Raw genomic sequence first — 20,543 nt, 5'->3', positions numbered from 1 at the left:
GCTCACCACAACATCATCAAAATACGCTTTCGTATTCGCATAAGTGCGCGCCCCGATCTTCCCGCTGGCATGCGCCGTGTCCACGGCACTGAGTTGCAGTACGCCATCTTGGTAGACCGAGATGTGGCTGCCATCCAGTACGATCTTGAAATTTTGGCTGGAATGTCTTTTTCAAAAATTAATTTCATGTTGATTATATAAAGAAACCACTCCTTTAGTAGATGGTGAATGATTCTTTCATTTTACCGAATAATGGTTTCTTTTTGTTTTACAATATTTCAAACCTTGATTTAAGTAAATCGTTCGTATGATCTATGAGCCATGCCCCTCCCGTTCGCGGTTTTGAAGCATCCACCAATTCAGATTTAACCAAGTTGCCGTTCAGATCGTAGTTATGTATATTTCCATAATGTGGTAGATTTTAGGCAAATGATTACTTATTTAAAGAAAAGGCTTTGTTAAACTTTATTGTTGATATTTGATAATTAAGAACAAACGTTCTATATTAAGGGTAATATCACTGTTCGGAGATGATTTACCCATGGATTTAAAGGAACTTAAAAAGCTTGCTGATACGTTGGACGATAATGGTAAGCGAGAGCTTATCTACTTTTTGCAGTCACGAGCCAAAGGAGTTGCGGTTCCTGTTCGAGCGATTGATGAGATTCAAGAGCAAAAACATAAAGATGGGCTTGTTTGCCCGCATTGCAAAAACCATTCTGTCGTGCGATTTGGAAAGTATGCTGTAAAAACACGCACTGGAGAGGTTAAACGTCAACGTTACCGTTGCAAGTCCTGTCACCAAACGTTTAATGACCTTACAAACACCCCTCTGCAACGAACGAGGAGACCTCATATTTGGGTTCGTTTTATTGAATGCATGATTGAGGGCTTTTCTCTGAGAAAATGTGCAGAGCAGTGAAACGATGAAGTCAACCCATGTCACCTTGTTTTACTGGCGGCCTAAGATTCTCTCTGCTCTAAAACAGCTTCCAACCGAAGCATTTCAAGATACTGTTGAGATGGATGAGACTTACTTTCTGTACTCGGAAAAAGGCAAGCGAAATATCACCGAACGCAAGCCACGTAAACATGGCGGCAAAGCGAAATATCGTGGTATAAGCCACGATCAAGTGTGCGTACTGGTTGCTCGTGACCGTCAGAAAATGACCTACTCTGGCGTTCTTGGACGTGGGCGAATTCGGACAACGAAATTGGATGAGGCGATTGGTGGTCATTTATCCGACTCAAACGTGCTATGCACTGATTCGTGGCGGGCATTCAGTTCCTATGCAAATTCAAAAGGCTTGGCTCATTACCGCTTCAAGTCCGACGGATAACAACGTGTGAAAGACGTGTACCATATCCAAAACGTAAACAGCTACCACAGTCGCTTAAAGAAATGGATGGATCGCTTCAATGGTGTTGCAACGAAATATTTACAGCACTATTTGGCTTGGTTTCGATACTTAGACAGCAAGGAGTATGAGAATACCGCATCGAATAAGAAAAATATGTTGGTCAAATCGTGCCTGTTTACTGTGACCGATACGAATACCAAACTTCGGCTTTCTGCTTATTCTTGTTAAAATAACTGGCAGGAGAGTTGAGTCATATATGGAATATATTCAGTAATAAATCCTGATGCTTGGAGGTTGCAATATGCACAATTCCACCGAAGATTTGTATGATATAATTTATAGTTCCAAGGATTACCAAAAGGAAGCAACCGAGATAAAGGATTATATTCTGAACAGATTTCCTGGTACAAAAACAATTCTCGATGTAGCATGTGGCACGGGAAAGCATGCTGGATATTTGAATCACTTTTTCAAAGTTGACGGGATTGATATTAGTAAACGTTTTGTTGAAATTGCACAGGAGCGAAACCCTACCTCAACCTTTTGGTGTAAAGATATGACTTCATTTGAATTAGATAAGCAATATGATATTGTCATGTGTCTATTTAGTGCAATTGCCTACGCCAAGTCATTTCAGACCCTAACTCAAACTTTGAAACAAATGAAAAAGCATACCAAGCATGCTGGCTATATCATCATTGAACCTTGGTTTACACCAGAAACTTGGTACTCTGGGTATGTATCCATTGTTAATGGCGAAACAAATGATGTTAAAGTAAGTCGTATGTCATTTTCCGACCAAGTAGGAAAAATATCTATCCTTAATTTTGAATACTTAGTTGGCACTAAAGAAGGAATCAAACATTTATCAGAGAAACATGAGTTAGGATTATATAGCGTGAACGAAATGTTATTTGCATTTAAAGAAGCAGGCTTTGATACGGAATATGACCCTCAAGGTATTAGTGGTAGAGGTCTATATATCTCAAAGGTACTAAAATAACGGAGAACGATGGCTCAATGAACCGCCTTTTCACACCAAGGCGGTTTACTTATGGTCAAATATCAACATTAGAATTTAACATAGCCAAAGAAAAAAAAGCTAGAAAAATAATAACAACAATCTGAACACTCATTAAAAATCGTTTTTACATAGTCCCACCGAAATAGTATAATTCCCAATCGTTTGGCCTGCAATTTCATATACAGTATGATCATTCCATGCATCAATCACTTTTTGTCCATTGATCCAGACTCTTACCCCGTCATCTGATTTCATATAGAATGTGTAGCTCTCGCTATACCGCGGCACGATTTTACCTGTCCATCGAACGGAAAACGTATCTGCTCCTATCGATGGAGCCGGTGCTCCCTCTCCCCAACTGAAGTTGATCTCCGGATCTATCCGCGTCACCTTCAAGTTCGTTAGGTCCATGTTATCGTAGTATTCTCCCTTCAGGCCGTTGCCTGTGGAAGCCAAACATGACGCATTGTGAATAGCAAGAATTCCAGCGATCATACACATTACTAACAAAGAAAGTCGATAAAACATTTCCGGCATATGCTCCTCTTTTTAAACTTTAGTTTAGAAGTCCGTCCGCGAACCTAATTTATTCATAGACCAAAAGAGGCCTCTGAAGGCATTACAAAGTTTACCATGTTTTTACATAGATTCATAGCGTGAAATACGATCCCACCTCCTCGATTTCCTCCATCCAAACTACGGAATCGTCCACCTACTAATGATTGTTCATATGGATTTTGTAAAAGGCTTGGCGGTACTCGGTCGGGGTCATGTTCTCGTATTTTTTGAACAGCCGCATGAAATATTTCTCGTCCCGGAAGCCGACGAATTCGGCGACGTCCTTGATGCTTTGCGAGCTGCGCGTGAGCAGCTCCTTCGCTTTGGACATTTTCATCAAATGGATGTACTCCTGCAAATGAAACCCCGTCCTCTTCTTGAAGAAGCGCGACAAGTAATCTTTGTTGTAGGTGAATTTCTCCGCGACGTCGCTGACGGATATATCTTCTCTCATATGTACGCGAATCCATTCGATCATTTCGGAGATGATTTTGTCCCCTTGCGGCAGCTTGGAGGAATTGTAGTAATCTTTGATCATTTGCTCGGACAGCTCGATCAGCAAGGATGTGGCGATGTAGTGGGCGGCCTGCCGCGTGTAGTAGTTGGAATTGACGACATGCTGCAGCTGCTGGAACAGGATGTTCACCCGCTCCACCCGGGACGGCGCGTAGAAGAGCGGGATGTACGCTTCGGAGAACATTTTGGCGGAATCCGGTTTGTTGAGCTTGGACAGCTCCTCGGATAACTGATGCTCGTCGAGCAGCGCATATTCGCGGTCGGCCGTGAAATGAAACCAATAAAACGAAATGCCGCTCTCGCACATCCGGTACCCCTGATGCATTTGTCCGGGCAGGATCAGAAGCACGTCGCCGGGCTTCACCTCGTACTCCGCCTGGCCTTGCGATATGTACAGGCACCCGCTGATCCCGATAATGATCTCGAAGGAATCTACGATTCTTCGGGAATGCGTCCAGGGAACGTCGGAGACGAACAGGCCTCCCGACACAAACTCCGCGGGCTTTTCAATATTGATTTTCAAATAGTTCACCCGTAATTCCCTCCTTCAAGGATTTTGTCAAAATGGATCGAATCATGGAAGCGCTTTTATATAAATCGAATTTGTCTACCTAATGTGAGTGTCCCGCTACTTACAAGTCTTCGTTCCGATGCTAAGATAGGATTATAGACGAACTAAGGATACCCGCATCAAGCAATCGATGTTTGCCTTCACTACATTTTTTTGAAGGAGGGTCTGTTCATTGAAAAAGCTGCGAATGGCTTCTGCGGTTTTGGCAAGCTCGCTATTGTTTACAGCATGCTCTAACTCGAATGCAGGCACCGGCGGCAGCTCCGCCGATAAGGGGGCGGCTCCGTCGAAAGGAGCGGATGGAGAAACGGTGACCTTGAAGTTTATGGGCTGGGAAGCCAGTCCCCTGGAAACCCAATCCGTCAAAAAAGGGCTGGAGCAGTTTATGAGCCAGCATCCGAACATTAAGGTCGACTACCAGCCCGTGCCCAACACGCAATATCCGCAAAAATTGCTGACGATGCTCGCCGGCAACGCCGCACCCGACGTCTTCTTCCTCGGCGCTACGGAATACCGTGCCTTTCAGAAACGGAATGTGCTGCTGGATTTGACCGACAATTTCAACAAGGACATGTCGCTGGACGACTTCGTCCCCTCCTCCGCCCAGATCATGAGCATCGGCGGCAAAATTTACGGCGTGAGCAGCTGTATCGTTTCCCCTGTACTTTACTACAACAAGGACGTATTTGACAAAGCGAAGATTGCGTATCCTCCGAGCGATCCGAACAAAGCCTGGACGTGGAGCCAATTTGTCGACGCCGCCAAGAAGCTGACGGTCCGTGAAGGCGATAAGGTCGCGCAGTACGGGGCGTTTGGCTTCGAAAACTTTTATGTGGGCACAGCAGAAATTTTATCCAACGGCGGCAGTTTGTTCAACAAGGATTATAACAAAATGAACATCAACACCCCTGAAGTGAAACAGGTGATGCAGAGCATCTTCGACCTCCGGGTCAAGGACGGCGCCTCGCCGACGGCCAAGACGCTGGAGAGCGTAGGAATGAAAGCGAACCAGATGCTGCAGACCGGCAAAGTCGCGATGGTGGCCGACGGCTCCTGGGCGCTTCAAGAGCTCGCGACGATGGGCTTCCCGATCGGGGTAGCCGCCCTTCCGACCTTCAAGGAAGCCAAAACGACAGGTCAGGCGCACGTGCACGCCGCTTCCGCCAAAACCGCCCATCCCAAGGAAGCTTGGGAACTGCTGAAGTTTTTGTCTTCCGAGGATTACCAGATCGCCAATATTAAAGAAGGGCTGTGGATGCCGAACCGCAAATCGCTGTACACCGAGGATGGCATCAAAAAATGGTTTAACGACAAAGTCCATCCGGCCGGCTTTAAAGAGCTGATCCCCTACTTCGCCAACGCGGATGCGTATCCCTTCCCGATGATCACTCAAAATAAAGTCAATGACATCATCACGGAAGAAACGGATAAGCTGTGGTATTCCGGCCAAGGCGTCGACGATACGTTGAAAAATATCGAGACGCGCTCCAACGCCGAGCTTGCCAAATAACCCGAACCGCAGAGCCTCCTTGCCTCAGAACGGTAACGGAATGCTCTAGTGAGGAAAGAGGTGATTTTGTTGATGAATGCTCCCGATCATTCCGGTCCGGCCGGAGCGGAAGCCGTGCGTCCTACAATCGGCCGGGCCGGTCTCGCCAAGACGCTGCGCAAATGGTTTCAGAAGGACGGCGCGTGGGCGCTGCTGCTCCTTGCGCCTAATATATTGGGATTTCTCGCTTTTACGCTGATTCCGGTGCTCGGCTCCTTCCTGCTCAGCTTCACGTCCTGGGATATGCTCTCGCCCATCGAATGGGTCGGCACGGATAATTACGTCAACCTGATCAAGGACGAGACGTTCGTCAAAGTATTCTGGAATACGATCTACTTCGCGGGAGTTTCAGTGCCTCTCGGCATGGTCATCTCGCTGCTGCTTGCCGTTGCGCTCGACCGGAACATCCGGTTCAAGAAGTTTTACCGGGCGGCATACTTTCTTCCCGTCGTCTCGTCGATGGTAGCCGTGGCCGTCGTATGGCAGTTCATCTACAATCCGGAATACGGATTGCTGAACTACTTTCTCGGGCTGGTCGGCATCCACGGGCCGAACTGGCTGACCAGCACCGCTTGGGCGATGCCCGCCGTCATCCTGACGAGCATATGGAAGAACGCAGGCTTTAACATGCTCATCTTCCTCGCCGGTTTGCAAGGCATCTCCGAGAGCTACTACGAGGCAGCCGAGCTGGACGGGGCAGGCAAGCTCCATCAATTTCTCTATGTGACGATTCCGCTGCTGTCTCCGACGACGTTTTTTGTTACGGTGATGTCGTTTATCGGCTCGTTTCAAGTATTCGACACGGTTTTCCTGATGACGCAGGGCGGCCCGGCTCGTTCTACCTCCGTCATCGTCCATTATTTATACGAGAACGCCTTTAAATATTTCAACATGGGCTATGCCAGCGCAATGGCTTACGTTCTGTTCTTCATGGTGTTTATCGTAACGCTCGTTCAGTTCTGGTACCAAAAAAAGTGGAGCGTCTACTAAAGGAGGGAGCTTGCGATGAAAAAGCAGACCGCGCTGAACTTAACCGCCCACTTGATTCTGATGGCCGGAGCGGTATCCATGATCCTTCCTTTCCTGTGGACGGTAAGCACCTCCCTGAAGCAGCTGAGCGAAGTGTTCGTGTTCCCGCCCAAGCCGTTCGGTCAAGAGCTCCGCTGGGACAATTATTGGCATATTGCCGACCGCTTTCCGTTCGGCGTTTACTTTCTGAACAGCTTGAAAATTACCGTCATCATCGTGATCGCGCAGCTGATTACGAGCTCCATGGCCGGCTTTGTCTTTGCCAGACTGCGGTTCAAGGGCCGCGATACGCTGTTCGCTCTGTATCTCGCTACGATGATGGTGCCGGCGCAGGTGATGATGATCCCGAATTTTATCGTGATGCGGCATTACAATCTGGTCGACACCCACTGGTCGCTGGTCCTCCCTGCGCTGGTGTCCGCCTTCGGCACGTTTTTGCTGCGCCAGTTTTTCATGACCGTGCCCGCCGCCCTGGAGGACGCCGCCAAAATGGACGGCTGCACGCCGTTCGGCATGTATTGGCGGATCTTCGTTCCGCTGTCCCAGCCTGCCATGGCTACGCTCGGCGTCTTCGTCTTCATGGGCTCATGGAACGATTTTCTGGCGCCGCTGGTTTATATTAATTCGCAGGAAAAAATGACCCTACCGCTGGGTCTCGCCTCCATGCAGGGCATGTATTCCACCGATTGGCCGGTGCTGATGGCCGGTACCGTGATCACGATGATTCCGCTGATCGTCATCTTTTTGCTGGCGCAGGATTTCTTTATTAAAGGCGTGACGTTATCCGGTCTCAAAGGCGAGTAAATTTATTTGCGAAAGGACGATCCTATTCATGGAAAAAACAACCAAACCGCTCAAAACCTTTATGAAGCCCGCTTCCCTCAAGCAGGTGCGCATGACCGATACGTTCTGGTCCTCCCGGCAGCGCAATGTAACGGAAACGGTAGTTCCTTACCAATGGGACGCCTTGAACGACGCCATTCCGGGCGCCGAGCCGAGCCATACGATCGAAAACTTCCGGCTGGCGGCCAAGGAAGCGGAGGGCGAATATTACGGCATGGTGTTCCAGGACAGCGACCTCGGCAAATGGCTGGAGACGGTCGGGTTCGTGCTCTCCACCCAACCGGACCCGCAGCTGGAGCGGATCGCCGACGAAGTGATCGACCTTCTGGGACGCGCGCAGCAGCCCGACGGTTATCTTAACACCTACTATACCGTCAAGGAGCCCGGCAAACGGTGGACGAATCTCCGCGATAATCATGAGCTTTACTGCGCGGGACATTTGATGGAAGCGGCCGTCTCCTATTACGAGGCGACGGGCAAGCGCAAGTTTCTCGATATTATGAGCCGATATGCCGACTATATCGCCGAGGTGTTCGGCAGGGATGACGGCCAGAAGCGGGGATATGACGGGCATCCCGAAATCGAGCTGGCGCTGATTAAGCTGGCGCGCGCCACGGGCAATGACGCCTATATGGAGCTCAGCAAGTTTTTCGTTGACGAGCGCGGACAGCAGCCGCATTTCTTCGATCTCGAAGCCGACGAGCGCATCGCCGCCGGGGACTTGAGACGGGACACGCCGGGTCAGAAAAAGCGGTTGTACGATTACTTCCAGGCGCACCTGCCGGTACGCGAGCAGCGGACGGCGGAAGGTCATTCCGTGCGGGCCGTCTATCTGTACAGCGCGATGGCGGAGCTGGCGGCGCAGTACGGCGACGAACAGCTGATGAACGCCTGCAAGGAGCTGTGGCAGGATACGGTCCGCCGCAAAATGTACGTCACCGGCGGGATCGGCTCCTCCGCGTTCGAGGAACGGTTCACCGTGCCGTTCGATCTGCCCAACGACCGCGCCTACACGGAGACATGCGCCGCTATCGGCCTGATGTTCTGGGCGCAGCGCATGCTGCAAATCGAAAAAGACCGGCAGTATACCGACGTCATGGAGCTGGCTCTGTTCAACGGTGTCATGAGCGGCATCTCGCTCGACGGCAAAAGCTACTTCTACGTCAATCCGCTGGAGGTATGGCCGAGCGCGGCCGATTTCCGCAATGACATGAAATCGGTCAAGGTGACGAGGCAGCCTTGGTTCGGCTGCGCCTGCTGCCCGCCTAACATCGCCCGGCTGATTGCTTCGCTGGGGCAGTATCTATATTCGCAGCAGGAGGACGGCGGCGAAATCTATGTTCACCTGTATGCGGGAAGCGAGTTCGAGGCCGAAGTGAACGGTAACCAAGTACGTCTGTCGCAGCAAACGAACTATCCGTGGGACGGACAGGTGACTCTGGAGGTGACTCCGGCGGAGCCTTGCGAATTCACGGTGGCGCTGCGCATCCCCGGCTGGTGCAGGCAGGCGGCCATCCGCGTAGACGGCCAGGAGGCCGACGCTGCCGCTCACGATAACGGATACGTCAAGCTGCGCAGAGTATGGCAGCCCGGCGTCCGCATCGAGCTCTCGCTCGATATGCCGGTGGAGCGGATGTATTCGAGCCCTCTCGTCCCGGCAAATGCGGGCAAAGCGGCCCTGCAGCGCGGCCCCGTCGTATACTGCCTCGAAGAGGCCGACAACGGAGCCAACCTGCACGATATTGCGATTGCGGCCGATGCCGAATTCGACGTCCATTTCGACGAGAAGCTGCTGGGCGGCGTGGCCGTCTTGAGCGGTATCGGAACGCGCAGCGTTGTGCCGGCGGAGAGCGGTCAAGCGCTCTATACGACGCAAAGCTACAGCCGCACGGCCGTCCCTATTACGGCGATTCCTTATTTCGCCTGGAGCAACCGGTCACGCGGAGAGATGACCGTCTGGATCAGGGAGAACGGTTAAGCGGCGGTTACCTCCTTTATGCCCTGCGGGTCAAGGGATGTCTTACTGTCACATCCAAAGGCTGCTTGCGGAAAATCGGCATAAAAAGCATCTGCCGCTGTCGCGTCCAATAGATGCCAATCGGCTTCATTCCGCTGCACGATGCAAAATGACCGCATACAAAGAGCGAGGTCCCCTTCCGGAGACCTCGTTCTTTAATATTTTTTCACAGGATAGAAAATCGTAGAGGCAATCATTCAATCAAACCGAATCACAAGCTCAACGATTTCCGACCGGCTCGCCAGCCGGATCGGCGGTCCCCAGCTGCCGAAGCCCGACGAGACGACGACATGCATCGCCTCTTTGCGCATATAACCCCAATCCAGCTCGAACAGCCTGCGGGTGATCCAATGGTTCGGGGCGAATTGCCCGCGGTGCGTATGTCCGCATAACAGCACGTCAACCCCGGCGGCCGCCGTTTGGGCGAACTGGTACGGCTGGTGATCCATCATAATAATCGGACGTGAAGAATCGGCGTCCTTCAACAGCTCGGCGGCGCTCAGCCTGCCCGAGCCGCCCGATCTTTCCGCGGTTCTGTCTTTGCGCCCGGCGATAAGGACGGCATTCTGAACGCCGACTGTCTCGTCCCTCAACACCTTGATGCCGATAGCCTCCATCTGCTTCACATATTCCTCGATATGGCCGCCGTAGTACTCATGGTTGCCGAGCACGGCATACGTGCCGAGCGGCGCCTTCAGCCGCCGCATCACTTCGGACATGCCGTTGCGGATATACGGCTCGATCGAATCGTCGATCACATCGCCCGGCAGCAGAATAAGATCCGGCTTGGTGTTTTCCGCATGCTTCACCAGCTTGCTTAAATGCCGCTTGCCGACGATATTGCCGAGGTGAATGTCCGAAGCCACTAACACCCGCAATTCCTTCATGCCGCGGACTTGCTTGTTCACCTGAAGCTCGTACTTCCGCACCACCGGAGTCCAAGAGTTCCATGAGCCGCGCAGCAGTAAAATAACGAGAACGGCGGCTGCTCCCCATGCAAGAACGGGAATATATACGCCCGGCTCCGCACCCGCCAGCTTGCACGTCAAAGCGATCAAATCGGCGGCGATCAGCAGCAGGAAAGCGAATTCCATCACGGCAAAGTAATAAGAGCCGATCACTTTGAGCAGCCGTCCGAGCGGCCCCTTCAATAAGCGCGACCTGCCGATCAAGTAGGAGAAGACAAGGACCGCAAATAACACCCAATACAGCGTCATAGGAAACGCTGCGCCGTAATGCGCCAGAAGAAAAGCGCCGTGCCCGCCGATATAACCGTTGATAAGAACAAAAAGCAGCAGTACTGGAATAAAATTCATCTGTCCCCGGTTCCTCCGTCATGTCCATTTCCAACATTATATTACGTTCCGGCACCGGTTCTCAACTGCTGCGTCCGGCGAATGCCTCCTCCCCTCGCGCAAGAGCGGCAGAGGCGGAAAATTGCTTCTCCATTTCTCCCCTTGCGTCAGCATATTATCGTATTAACGTGCGTTCGGCAGCGGCAGCTCCTCCATCCGAAACAGCGATCTGAGTTCCAGCCCCTCGTTTCCAAGGTTAATTCTTCCTTGAAGGTCCCGTTCAATGACGCAGAGCACATGCTTCACTTCGGCTCCCAAAGCGGCCAAGTCGCTGCGGCTAAGCAGGATTTGCCCTCCCGTCGTCACGACGTCTTCAATGATGCATACGTTTTTCCCTTGGACGGCTGCGCCTTCCGCCAGCTTACAGGTTCCGTAATCTTTGGCCGCTTTTCTTACGAACGCCGCCGGCAGCCCGGTCCGCAGCGAGAGTGCCGCCGCAATAGGAACGCCGCCCAGCTCCAGCCCGGCAAGCACTTCGGTTCCTGCCGGAATCATCGCGGCCAATTGCTCCGCAATAGCCGAGAGCAGCTTCGGGTCCGATTCGAATTGAAACTTGTCGAAATAATGATCCGCCGTGCGTCCCGACCTTAACCGGAATGTTCCCGTTACATATGCGGCCTCCACCATCGCTTCAGCCAGCTTGTTCTTCTCCATCATGCGATCCCTCCGTTTTTTAGCGCCGTGCGATGCGGTCATGCGCGGCCTGCGGTCATTAAGGCTTCCGCTCGTCATTGCAGCCGGCGTCCGGCCGCAATGGCGCCCGCGATGCCGCCCCGTCTCCAGCCCAGCTCTTTCGCTCACTGTGCCACCGCGCTTTTCAATCCTTTTGCATCATACCAGCCGTCAAGCGCTCTTGAATATGTCGATAAGGACAAAAAAAATACCGACTTTTTGTCGGTATGGACAGTTCAATTATTCCGATTGCAAATAATGATATATTTTCAGTCCCATATGAAGCAGCAGCCTTTCCTCCGCATCATGCACGCGGCAGCCGGTCAACTGGGCGATTTTATCCAGCCGGTATTTGATCGTATTGACGTGAATATACAGCTTCTCCGCGGTGTCGGCCAAGGAGCCGTTACAGGCAAAAAACTCGGATAACGTTTCCGCCAGCCGGCCGCTGTGCATCCGGTCATATTGAACGAGCGGGCCTATCGTTTCCTCGTACAGCCGCTTCAGTTCTTCTTCGTGATAGAGCGGATGGAGCAAGCGGTACACGCCCAAATCTCCGTAATATACGCAGCCTTCCTCCGCCTGAGATTTAGAACCTAGCCGAACCGCTTTCACGGCCTCCCGGTAGCCTTGGCGGATTCCTTCCAGCCCCTCGTAACTTCGGCCGATGCCAACAACGCATCTTTGAGCCTCGAACTCATCCGTCAGGCTGGCGCGAAGAGCTTGCGCGATGTCCATCCGTCTCTGTTTCCCCGCCCCTCGAGCATCCGGGCCTGCCTGCTCCGTCCCGGCCTCAGGCTGAGGAATCAGCAGTACCATCGCATGTTGGACAAAGGCGATCTCCGGCTTGCGCGAGCTGCGGCGCAGCACTGCCTCTTCGGCCCTGCGGATCGCCTAAATTCAGGAAAAGATCCATGGGGTGATGTATATTTGGGAAATGGTAAGGATAGGCAATTTGGGGTTAATGATCTTAATGTAAAAACGCTACAATACGGAGTAATGAATCTTGATAACAATTCGGTTGTAGGGTTTAATTATGTTACAGTTACTCAAAGAGTTGATGGTAGCGGGAAAGTAATAGCAGAAAAACGTGATAGTAATAGTGGTATGTCAATTAGTATGAATGGCGGTATGCTAAATGCGTTTACATCAGCGAGCAACGAACTTTCACGGTGGGCTCCTTCGTTAGATTCCTGGGTGAGAGTTGATATAACTAACCAGAGTGATGTCTTAGTTTTTTATCAAACAGACTTCTTTCCATCATATGAGGGTTATATTAGTATTAATGGTGGTAGCTTTAACACCATGTATAGAGAAGCTGCGACCCCGGCACCTGTTAATCCATTTATCAATTTGGCCTTCACGCGAGGCATGAATGTAAATCATTTTACTTATAACCCAAAATAATAAAGGATATCAGAAATATGTATCATTTAATTAAGAATGATGTTTGGTAGCACTCTAGCAAATATTTTTATAATTTTGTTAAATTTTGGGAGGTTAGGTATGGAGTTAAGACCTAACCTTCTATTATCTTCTGTTTGGGGTGTGAATGCCAATTGAAAAAAAAAAAAATGGATAATGACAACAATAATTGGAGTAAGTATGATTTTACTTTCGTTCTATCCTCTATTCTTGATGCTTCGAGAATCTTTTTTGGAGTCTTATATTAATACCAAATACGTAATAGAGCCAGTAATAAACATACGAAATGAAGGACAAATCGGCAAACCAGTTCAATCTTCTCATGACCTTGCCTCACCTATTAATTGGGAAAATAATATCATTGAAGTACTTACAAAAGATAGTGGAGTTGAAGCTCCAAAAGGAGTATTAGCAAAAGAAGTTAAACATATAATGAGTATTTCTATTATGGTTAACGGCAAAGAGGCATCATTCCCGACAGAAGCGTGGCTAAAACCAAATATTACGAAAGACAGTGATTATTTATCATGGCTAAATATATTAAAAATTTATGATAAGAAAAAAAATAAGAACCAATTGGCCATAATTCAAAGGCTAACAGGTGATTGGAAGAAAGGAGAAAATATCGAAGAAAATATGCAAGCTCAAAAATGGCGCGTTCTTTATGTTGAGTCAGATAAACAGGTAAGTGAAGAAATTTTTTCATATATAGATAGAGGAGATCATTTATTAGGCGTGAAACTCGTACAACTTTCATCTCAATCAAATTCATTTATTGGATTCAAATCAGATATTTCATATTTGTTGCCCAATATTTTGTTTCCAATTGTTTATCCAACAGGTATATTCTCTGTAGGAGTTATCTTATTAATCATAGGTAGTATTCGCTTTTTTGTTGCAAGAAAAGCAGAAAATCTATGATATGACAATAATGCCACAATGCGACCTAACCCTTAACCCTCGCGTTGTGGTTTTCTCTTTGTCCGCCGCCCCATCCACAACATGAAATTTGCTCAACACGTGTGCCGCGGCGGATTAGCTTGAAGCAATAGTATGATACATAAAGCTTATATTTTCTTTTGACTGCTAATAATGAGTCAAGAAAAACTGGTGAGTTTGAGTTACTTCTCGAGAAATATCCATTAATTAGAGACGAAATTAAGAAATTGTTTTTCGGAAGTAAGAAACTCACTGAACCGGTTATGAAGCCCAAATATATTCACAAGAAGTTTATTGATAAATGTAAAGAGATTGGAGTTTCTCGAAATCAGTACCCATTCAATACGACACACTTAGGCTATAAAGCACTGTGCCGTTACTTAGTACATCTTAGAGACACTCATTTCGGTCAATCATCGTCCCGATACGGGCACGACGCGGAGCAAAAAGCCAAAAACTCAGGGAAAGGGCAACTGAATTATCCTCAGACCATAACGCCTTACCAACATGTGGAGTTTGATGGCCATAGAATTGATGGGAAGTACGTGATTATCATAAAAACCCTAGAGGGAGACGAAGCAGTACTTGCATTAGAACGACTTTGGTTTTTAAGTTTTATTGACCGAGCTACAAACACCATAATTGGAAGGCCACATATTTGTTTGAACAAGGAATATAACGCAAGCGATGTTATGATTGCCGCGAAAAAGGCAGTAATACCCGTAAAAAAGAAAAATTTAACTATTGATGGACTTTCTTATCAACCTACAGGTGGGTATCCATCAGAACGTTTCCCTGTAATCAAGTGGGCAGTATGGGATGTTGTTTATTTTGATAACGCCAAAGCCCATCTTGCGGAGATGGTGAGAGAACGATTTCGTAATTTAATTGGGTGTACAACATGTTTAGGTGCAGTCGATAGGCCAATGAGACGACCTCATATTGAACGTTTCCATCAGACTCTAACATCAAGCAGCATTCAACGTATGGTTAACACAACTGGAAGCCATCCCAATGACCCTCGTCGGGACGAACCAGAGAAAAAGGCCATTCAGTATAAAATGACATACGAGCATTTGGAGGAACTTCTCGATGTTGTCGTTTCAAATTACAATGGCACTCCGCATGGTGCACTGTTTTATAATTCACCACTTGATGCGTTGGAACAAAGGCTAAATAAGGGGATGTTACCTAGATTGTTAGATGAGTCTAAACGTGCAGAAGTTGAATTTACCAGAATTGAACAACCCAGAACAATTCGTGGCAGCCATAAGTCTGGAAAGCGTCCGTATATCGAATATATGGGAGTAGAATATCGAAATGAATTGTTAGCTCAATCCGCACATCTGATTAATACGAAGATTATTGTCCATGTAAATGTTGACGATCTTCGGACTATCCGGGTGTATCTTCCAGATGGAAGTGAATTAGGTGAACTCGTCGCAGCTGGTAAGTGGTCATTAACCCCTCACACGTTACAAATGAGGAAAGCGATAAACCTGTTAAAAGCTAAGAGACTGATTCACTTTACACAATGGGATGATCCGATTTTTGTTTATCATGAGTATCTGTTATCACAGACAAAGATCAAGATGGGCAACAATGAAGTAAAGACAATCAAAAACGGAAAAATTGGACACAGTAGGAGGGAATTGATTCAATTAGGCGGATTTAACCAACTTCGATTACAACAATATTTGGAATGTGATCTTGTCGGACATAATTCAAGAACTCTATCCAAAATTTTAAAGCCTATTGAGAACTTTAATGAGCGAGTAGACACTTGGTTTCCTTTGAACCTTAGATGGTGTGAACTATGTATTAAAAATGGGTACCATAGTTGGTTACATCAATTTACATTAATTCAACATTGTCCATTTCACAGGAAATGGTTGGATGATACCTGCCCGAGTTGCTACAATAAAATCCCGTTTTTATTAAGTGATGACATGCTTGGAGATCCATTTACCTGTCGATGTGGATTCCAATTAGCTACGTTTTCAGAAACTCAGTGGAAGGACTGGGCTTTGACATGTAATATATTGGATCCCACTGTCATCAACTGGTTAGAAAGGGAAGGTGAGGGGGTTATGGTTTCCACTCAATTATTGTTCAATCCAAGATCGACATCACTACATATGTTTTCTCAAGAACCGCTGATTACTTATAAAATCCAAGAAAAGAGTGCTACGAGTATTAACCGGTGGAGTGATGAGTTTCTTCAGGAGATTAGCATTATGAATAATAACTGTTTCATCCTGAATTTCCTCGAATATGCCCATACGCATATGCCTATGTTTTTTGGAAACATACATTGCTTAAAACCGACCATTTCTACAGTTCGGCTATGAAGGAGAGTGATATGATACAACCGAGGAGAATGGATTTGGTAACAAAGTTAATGGAACCCCATATTCATTATCTAATGGATAGACTTTACCGGCAAAAATGTTTTGCAGAAATTGGTGATAGAAGACTATTCCATCGGATTATCAGTCGATACATAATAGAACTCTGCTTAAAATTCTTTTATAATTGGTTAAGCATAGCAAAACAAAGTTCTGAAGACATTCGAGTTCCTACATGGAATGAGGTCAACAAGATGGCCGACGAAAGTCTACCAAAAATCATTGTCAAGCATCAAAAAGTTGATGGATTATCTGAGCAAATTGAAGTGATATTAAATGAACAAGGATCTTTAAGGCAGATGAATAATGATATGAAATGTGAAACCAGCACAAAACGAATGGATTATCGCTTAATGAAATCTTTCACACCTTTGAGCATAGCGATGAATGAACAAACAGTTGAAACTAAACAATTACGTAATTACGTTCAAAAATATGTATCCAGGCTGACTGTGTAAATAAACATAAATTATTAAAAACATCGTCAAAAATTTCTGACGATGTTTTTTTGTCGGGAATGGGATAATGTTCTTGTCATTTATGACATCAAGTTCTTGTCAACCGACATAATGCTTTACCACTATAACGCTTTAACGCTGTACTTGTTCGCAAAGTTCGTATTTTATACATATGTCATTTCGCCACTTCTTCAGGAACTTATTGGACCATCTGCTGCTGCTGCAAAACGTTTTATTTTTTTTAGCCAAACCGCGTCAACGGTGGTTCTCTTGTGATCGTACTCAACCGGGCTCCCCCTTCGTGGATAAATTTCAGGCTAGCGCTTTGCTCATGAATCGACTCTATGCAGCTGTATGCGCCGTTGTTTCCCTTCAAGAGGATGGTAGCATGATGACGCCGAACTGACTATATGTGAAACTGGTTTAGACTTTGCATTTCTTAAGTTCACGTGATGTGTAGAATCGATTCCAGATTGACATCGCGGCAAAAAAAAACGAGCGGCCCGCTTGGGAAGCGGGTTGCTCGAATGAAAATTGTAAAGCGCCGCAATTTGAAGATATCTTGCTACCATACTGATATTCAAAATAATCCAAGTTGCCATCTGTTCCGGCGGAGAAAGCATTTTTCGTGCCGGTAATATAGAGCTCGATTCGGTTGTGTTGCAAAAATAAAAATGTTAAGGGATAAATTTTTACTCCTATCTATCATAATTTTGTCACACTGTTGTGTATCACTGTCTATGTTAATGATTATTGGAAATAATAAGAATATTTAACTTGTTTGGTTGGGGTTGGGTTAATATTATGAAAATGACTAATGGTATCAATATTTCTGTATTTGAAAGAAATGCTTTAGTGGAAAATTTTGGCATGGAAGAAATTGAAGCATTCATTCAGAATTCACAGAATGCATTTTGTAAAGAATTCGGCCGTGAAGATGATTTGCCAGAAATTCTTGCTCATACACTTACTGAAAAAGGTTTTTGTATGGAGTTAAACGTTGTAACGGAACATGGTTGCTTTCAGTTCCTTGCTGCACCTTATAAAATATACGGTGACATTTTTCCGAGGCCAGAGAACTCAAAGAACATGTACCACTATGAAACACGCTTTATGCCAAATGAAATGATTCGAAAGTTTAGTACTTGGCTTAGCAAGATAGATGGTCCAATTGATCTGCTTGAAAAGAGGAAATCAAAAAGAAAAATATAGCATGCCCCGCCCTAGCACCTGCCCCACATCGACGTCCGTGACCGCAACAATTTGCGCTTCAGCCAGCGAATTCGTCACTCTGCGGATATGATCCTGGCAGATCGCTCCCGTTCCAATAACACCGATTTGAAGTTTCATAGCAGCACCTCGCTCTCTTCGGGTGGTTGAAGAAAAACTTCTGAGAGAAGTTTCTTCGATAATATTCGATGTGCATTGTGACCTGCCATCGATCGCTTAATGGCAGGCCTTGGAATTCGATGTTGCGCTTTATTCGTAACAGCGCACCTCGTAGATCGCAGCTGACGGATCGCCGTTTGTCGCCAGCACGGTGATTCTCAGCTTGTTTGTCGCCACGGGCCGGTCAAGCCGATGCCCTCGCTTATGCTGGTAGTTCCCTTCGCAAGCCAGCACCTCCCGCCACTCGCCGTCAACCCATGCGCTGATCGTGTAATCTCTGACGCATTGGGGATCGCGGTAAAACGGCTCGTAAGCATGGTATTCCCGCAGCAGGTTTCCTGCAAAAGCCAACTCGACCGTTGAAATGTTGTGTTCCTCTTCCCACGACAGCTCCAGCCATTGCGGCAGCGGATGCGTATCCGGCTCGGACCTCCACAGATTCGTATAACGGTAAGGCCGGGTGTACCCGCTGACTACATTGGCCGCCGAATAACACGGCTGCGGCGGATCGACCTGAACGCTCATCGAGATGCCGTTATCGTAACGCCTCATCTTGCCTCCGCCCATGTCAAAACCACAAACGTGGCCCGGTTCGATTTTGCCAGCGCGATGCCACTCCACATTCGGGTTCTCGTCAAGATCGAGGCGGATATAGGTGCCCGGCTGCAGCCCCGCTGCGGCAGACAGCTCCACCTTCCACTCCACCCATTGATGCGCTCCCGGCGGAACTTCCAACACTGCGAGAGCGAGCTGCGGCGCTCCGATCCGATAATCCCAAATGCTGTCGACTTGCATGACATACGCCTGCACATATTCCGTTTGCTGCGTATTGTTGCTGACACAAACCCGCAAGCTGTCCAGCTTGTCGGTAGCTACGGCAATCCATTGACCGCGACGTTTCATCAGCAAATCCGTATGCGAAGTTTGCAGCTGCGACAGCCATACGTTTAAGCCTTCGTGGTAGCCGGCCGTATCCGGGCTGATGCCGGCAAACTTCGCTTCGCTGCTCGCCGTAATGGCCGCCGAAAGCGCCAAATCAAGCGGGTCTTCATTTTTGACGTTCGGCAAAAAGCAGTGATCGCGCAGCAGCTGCTGCTGCAGCTCAGCAATAGCCGTCTCCGGCACGTCGGCAGCCGAAATGCCTTTGCTGGCCGCAAGAGCGGCAGCCGTTCCGACCGCTTGGCCCATCACGGCCGTTGTGCCGATGACCCGGACTGTGCCCAAAGCAGCATGGGTGGCGCTGACGTTTCTGCCGGCCATCATCAGATTGTCGACATCTTTGGCGACCAGCATCCGCAGCGGAATGCCATATGGACCGCAGATGCTTTTACGCATAAAATCGCTGACTAAGGCGTACCCTTCCGCAGCTCCAGGTTCGCTTGTCGGCGCCAGCAGGCCGCCGGGGGTGTGCAGGTCGATGTTCCAACCGCCAAAAGCTACTTCGTCGGGAAATACCGTATGATGCAGCGCATCTCGTTCGGTCATCAAATATTGCCCCATAATGCGGCGGCTTTCCCGTTTGCCCGGCACCTGACCGATCCAATCCAGCGCATAATTGGCGAATACTTCCTTCAGCTTCTGATCTTTATTTTTGATCCAGTCCCACACGCCAAGCGTATGCCGGGTCAGTTGGTGGCGAATTTCTTCGTTGTCGTAGATCGAATCCCACGGCATTCCGATTTCAATCCACCAATACCCCGAGCGGTACCGATCCGTCAGTCCGGTGTTAAACAGCGGACGGCCCTGCTTGTAAAAGAAACTCGCATCTTCGTAGTGGTAGGCCCATTCCGGCGCTTTAAACGGCGAAGGCCGTCCCATATCGATCGCTTTAAAATGGATGGAGCTGCCCATGACATTGCTGCTGGCCTGCTCGGGAGCGAACATTTCATCAAATTCCGCTCTCGCTTCTTCTCCAAGCCGCCATTCGCATCCGGCCATATCGGCGATAACCCCGTCACCGGTACAATCGATAAACGTATTTCCGTAAACGATCATTTCAACCTCAGCATTCGCTGTCCGGCAAACAACCGCTTCAATCGAACGTTTGTTCTTCATTTTTGTTTCCTGCACGGAAGTATTCAGATGGAAAGTCAGATTAGGGGTGCTGACGGCCATATCGTACATGACCATGTCCCATACACTGTTCGTCCAGCCGTTTTCGTTAATAAACTCGTGATTGAGCGCCCGCTCTTGAATGAGCAGCTCCGATACGATGCCGCTTTCCCGCGCATAAGCGTGAAAAGCGGCGGCTCCGTGCGTAGTTACGCGGATTTCCGAGGAGCTGTTGCCCCCGAATACGGGCCGGTCATGGATTAGGCAGGTCGTCGCGCCATGCCTTGCCGCAGCAACGGCGGCGCAAAATCCGGCCAAACCTCCTCCGCACACAACGACGTCATAATGTTCGATCTTCTGTTTCATCGCAGTAACCC

16 protein-coding genes and 2 pseudogenes are annotated in these 20,543 nt (G+C 48.3%); 11 read left to right on the top strand and 7 right to left on the bottom strand.

All coding sequences use genetic code 11. The features are described 5' to 3' along the window. The first annotated feature begins 541 nt into the window (after nucleotides 1-541). Nucleotides 542-1,589: pseudogene (locus tag SK3146_RS34190) on the top strand (IS1595 family transposase). Nucleotides 1,590-1,662: 73 nt separating this feature from the next. Continuing rightward, complete coding sequence (locus SK3146_RS34185) at nucleotides 1,663-2,364, top strand: class I SAM-dependent methyltransferase (protein ID WP_249862986.1); 702 nt, start codon at nucleotides 1,663-1,665, stop codon at nucleotides 2,362-2,364. A 132-nt stretch (nucleotides 2,365-2,496) separates the two neighbouring features. Here the strand turns inward: SK3146_RS34185 and SK3146_RS34180 are convergent, their stop codons facing one another. Further along, nucleotides 2,497-2,922 carry a PA14 domain-containing protein gene (locus SK3146_RS34180; RefSeq protein ID WP_249862985.1) on the bottom strand — a complete coding sequence of 142 codons (426 nt, stop codon included), beginning with the start codon at nucleotides 2,920-2,922 and terminating at the stop codon, nucleotides 2,497-2,499. A 178-nt stretch (nucleotides 2,923-3,100) separates the two neighbouring features. After that, on the bottom strand, nucleotides 3,101-3,991 hold the full coding sequence (locus SK3146_RS34175) for a helix-turn-helix transcriptional regulator (protein WP_249862984.1): 891 nt from the start codon (nucleotides 3,989-3,991) through the stop codon (nucleotides 3,101-3,103). Between the two features lie 211 nt (nucleotides 3,992-4,202). Between SK3146_RS34175 and SK3146_RS34170 the strand changes: the two genes are divergently transcribed. From SK3146_RS34170 to SK3146_RS34155, 4 genes are all read left to right on the top strand, one after another. After that, nucleotides 4,203-5,540 carry an ABC transporter substrate-binding protein gene (locus SK3146_RS34170; protein WP_249862983.1) on the top strand — a complete coding sequence of 446 codons (1,338 nt, stop codon included), beginning with the start codon at nucleotides 4,203-4,205 and terminating at the stop codon, nucleotides 5,538-5,540. Nucleotides 5,541-5,612: 72 nt separating this feature from the next. Beyond that, nucleotides 5,613-6,569 carry a carbohydrate ABC transporter permease gene (locus SK3146_RS34165; protein ID WP_249866527.1) on the top strand — a complete coding sequence of 319 codons (957 nt, stop codon included), beginning with the start codon at nucleotides 5,613-5,615 and terminating at the stop codon, nucleotides 6,567-6,569. A gap of 15 nt (nucleotides 6,570-6,584) precedes the next feature. Then, complete coding sequence (locus tag SK3146_RS34160) at nucleotides 6,585-7,412, top strand: carbohydrate ABC transporter permease (protein WP_249862982.1); 828 nt, start codon at nucleotides 6,585-6,587, stop codon at nucleotides 7,410-7,412. Nucleotides 7,413-7,440: 28 nt separating this feature from the next. After that, nucleotides 7,441-9,429: a glycoside hydrolase family 127 protein gene (locus tag SK3146_RS34155; protein ID WP_249862981.1), complete on the top strand. Its 1,989-nt coding sequence runs from the start codon at nucleotides 7,441-7,443 to the stop codon at nucleotides 9,427-9,429. 236 nt (nucleotides 9,430-9,665) lie between these two features. Here the strand turns inward: SK3146_RS34155 and SK3146_RS34150 are convergent, their stop codons facing one another. The 3 genes from SK3146_RS34150 to SK3146_RS34140 form a co-directional block, all read right to left on the bottom strand. Continuing rightward, nucleotides 9,666-10,784 (bottom strand): metallophosphoesterase, encoded by a 1,119-nt coding sequence (locus SK3146_RS34150; RefSeq protein WP_249862980.1) that lies wholly within the window; start codon nucleotides 10,782-10,784, stop codon nucleotides 9,666-9,668. A gap of 162 nt (nucleotides 10,785-10,946) precedes the next feature. Continuing rightward, a complete protein-coding gene (gene pyrE, locus SK3146_RS34145) occupies nucleotides 10,947-11,477 on the bottom strand; it encodes an orotate phosphoribosyltransferase (RefSeq protein ID WP_249866526.1) in 531 nt (176 codons plus the stop codon). Between the two features lie 258 nt (nucleotides 11,478-11,735). Then, entirely contained in the window at nucleotides 11,736-12,314 is a 579-nt protein-coding gene (locus SK3146_RS34140) for a PucR family transcriptional regulator (protein WP_249862979.1), read from the bottom strand. Between the two features lie 3 nt (nucleotides 12,315-12,317). Between SK3146_RS34140 and SK3146_RS34135 the strand changes: the two genes are divergently transcribed. From SK3146_RS34135 to SK3146_RS34115, 5 genes are all read left to right on the top strand, one after another. Continuing rightward, the gene (locus tag SK3146_RS34135) at nucleotides 12,318-12,902 is read left to right on the top strand and encodes a DUF3238 domain-containing protein (RefSeq protein ID WP_249862978.1); all 585 of its coding nucleotides are present in this window, start codon (nucleotides 12,318-12,320) and stop codon (nucleotides 12,900-12,902) included. Nucleotides 12,903-13,130: 228 nt separating this feature from the next. Beyond that, nucleotides 13,131-13,841, top strand: a complete 711-nt coding sequence (locus SK3146_RS34130; protein ID WP_249862977.1) for a hypothetical protein — start codon at nucleotides 13,131-13,133, stop codon at nucleotides 13,839-13,841. 158 nt (nucleotides 13,842-13,999) lie between these two features. Then, a complete protein-coding gene (locus tag SK3146_RS34125; RefSeq protein ID WP_249862976.1) occupies nucleotides 14,000-16,210 on the top strand; it encodes a hypothetical protein in 2,211 nt (736 codons plus the stop codon). A gap of 29 nt (nucleotides 16,211-16,239) precedes the next feature. After that, nucleotides 16,240-16,725 carry a hypothetical protein gene (locus SK3146_RS34120; RefSeq protein WP_249862975.1) on the top strand — a complete coding sequence of 162 codons (486 nt, stop codon included), beginning with the start codon at nucleotides 16,240-16,242 and terminating at the stop codon, nucleotides 16,723-16,725. 804 nt (nucleotides 16,726-17,529) lie between these two features. Further along, complete coding sequence (locus SK3146_RS34115) at nucleotides 17,530-17,937, top strand: hypothetical protein (RefSeq protein WP_249862974.1); 408 nt, start codon at nucleotides 17,530-17,532, stop codon at nucleotides 17,935-17,937. 27 nt (nucleotides 17,938-17,964) lie between these two features. Here SK3146_RS34115 and SK3146_RS34110 read toward each other — a convergent pair. Both SK3146_RS34110 and SK3146_RS34105 read right to left on the bottom strand, forming a co-directional pair. Further along, nucleotides 17,965-18,075, bottom strand: a pseudogene (locus tag SK3146_RS34110) (inositol 2-dehydrogenase); the annotation flags it as partial. A 129-nt stretch (nucleotides 18,076-18,204) separates the two neighbouring features. After that, nucleotides 18,205-20,532 carry an FAD-dependent oxidoreductase gene (locus SK3146_RS34105; RefSeq protein WP_249862973.1) on the bottom strand — a complete coding sequence of 776 codons (2,328 nt, stop codon included), beginning with the start codon at nucleotides 20,530-20,532 and terminating at the stop codon, nucleotides 18,205-18,207. Nucleotides 20,533-20,543 lie beyond the last annotated feature (11 nt).

The sequence above is a fragment of the Paenibacillus konkukensis genome (genome assembly GCF_023523925.1).
Classification (GTDB): domain Bacteria; phylum Bacillota; class Bacilli; order Paenibacillales; family NBRC-103111; genus Paenibacillus_S; species Paenibacillus_S doosanensis.
This window is presented reverse-complemented; position numbering and strand designations above follow the sequence as displayed.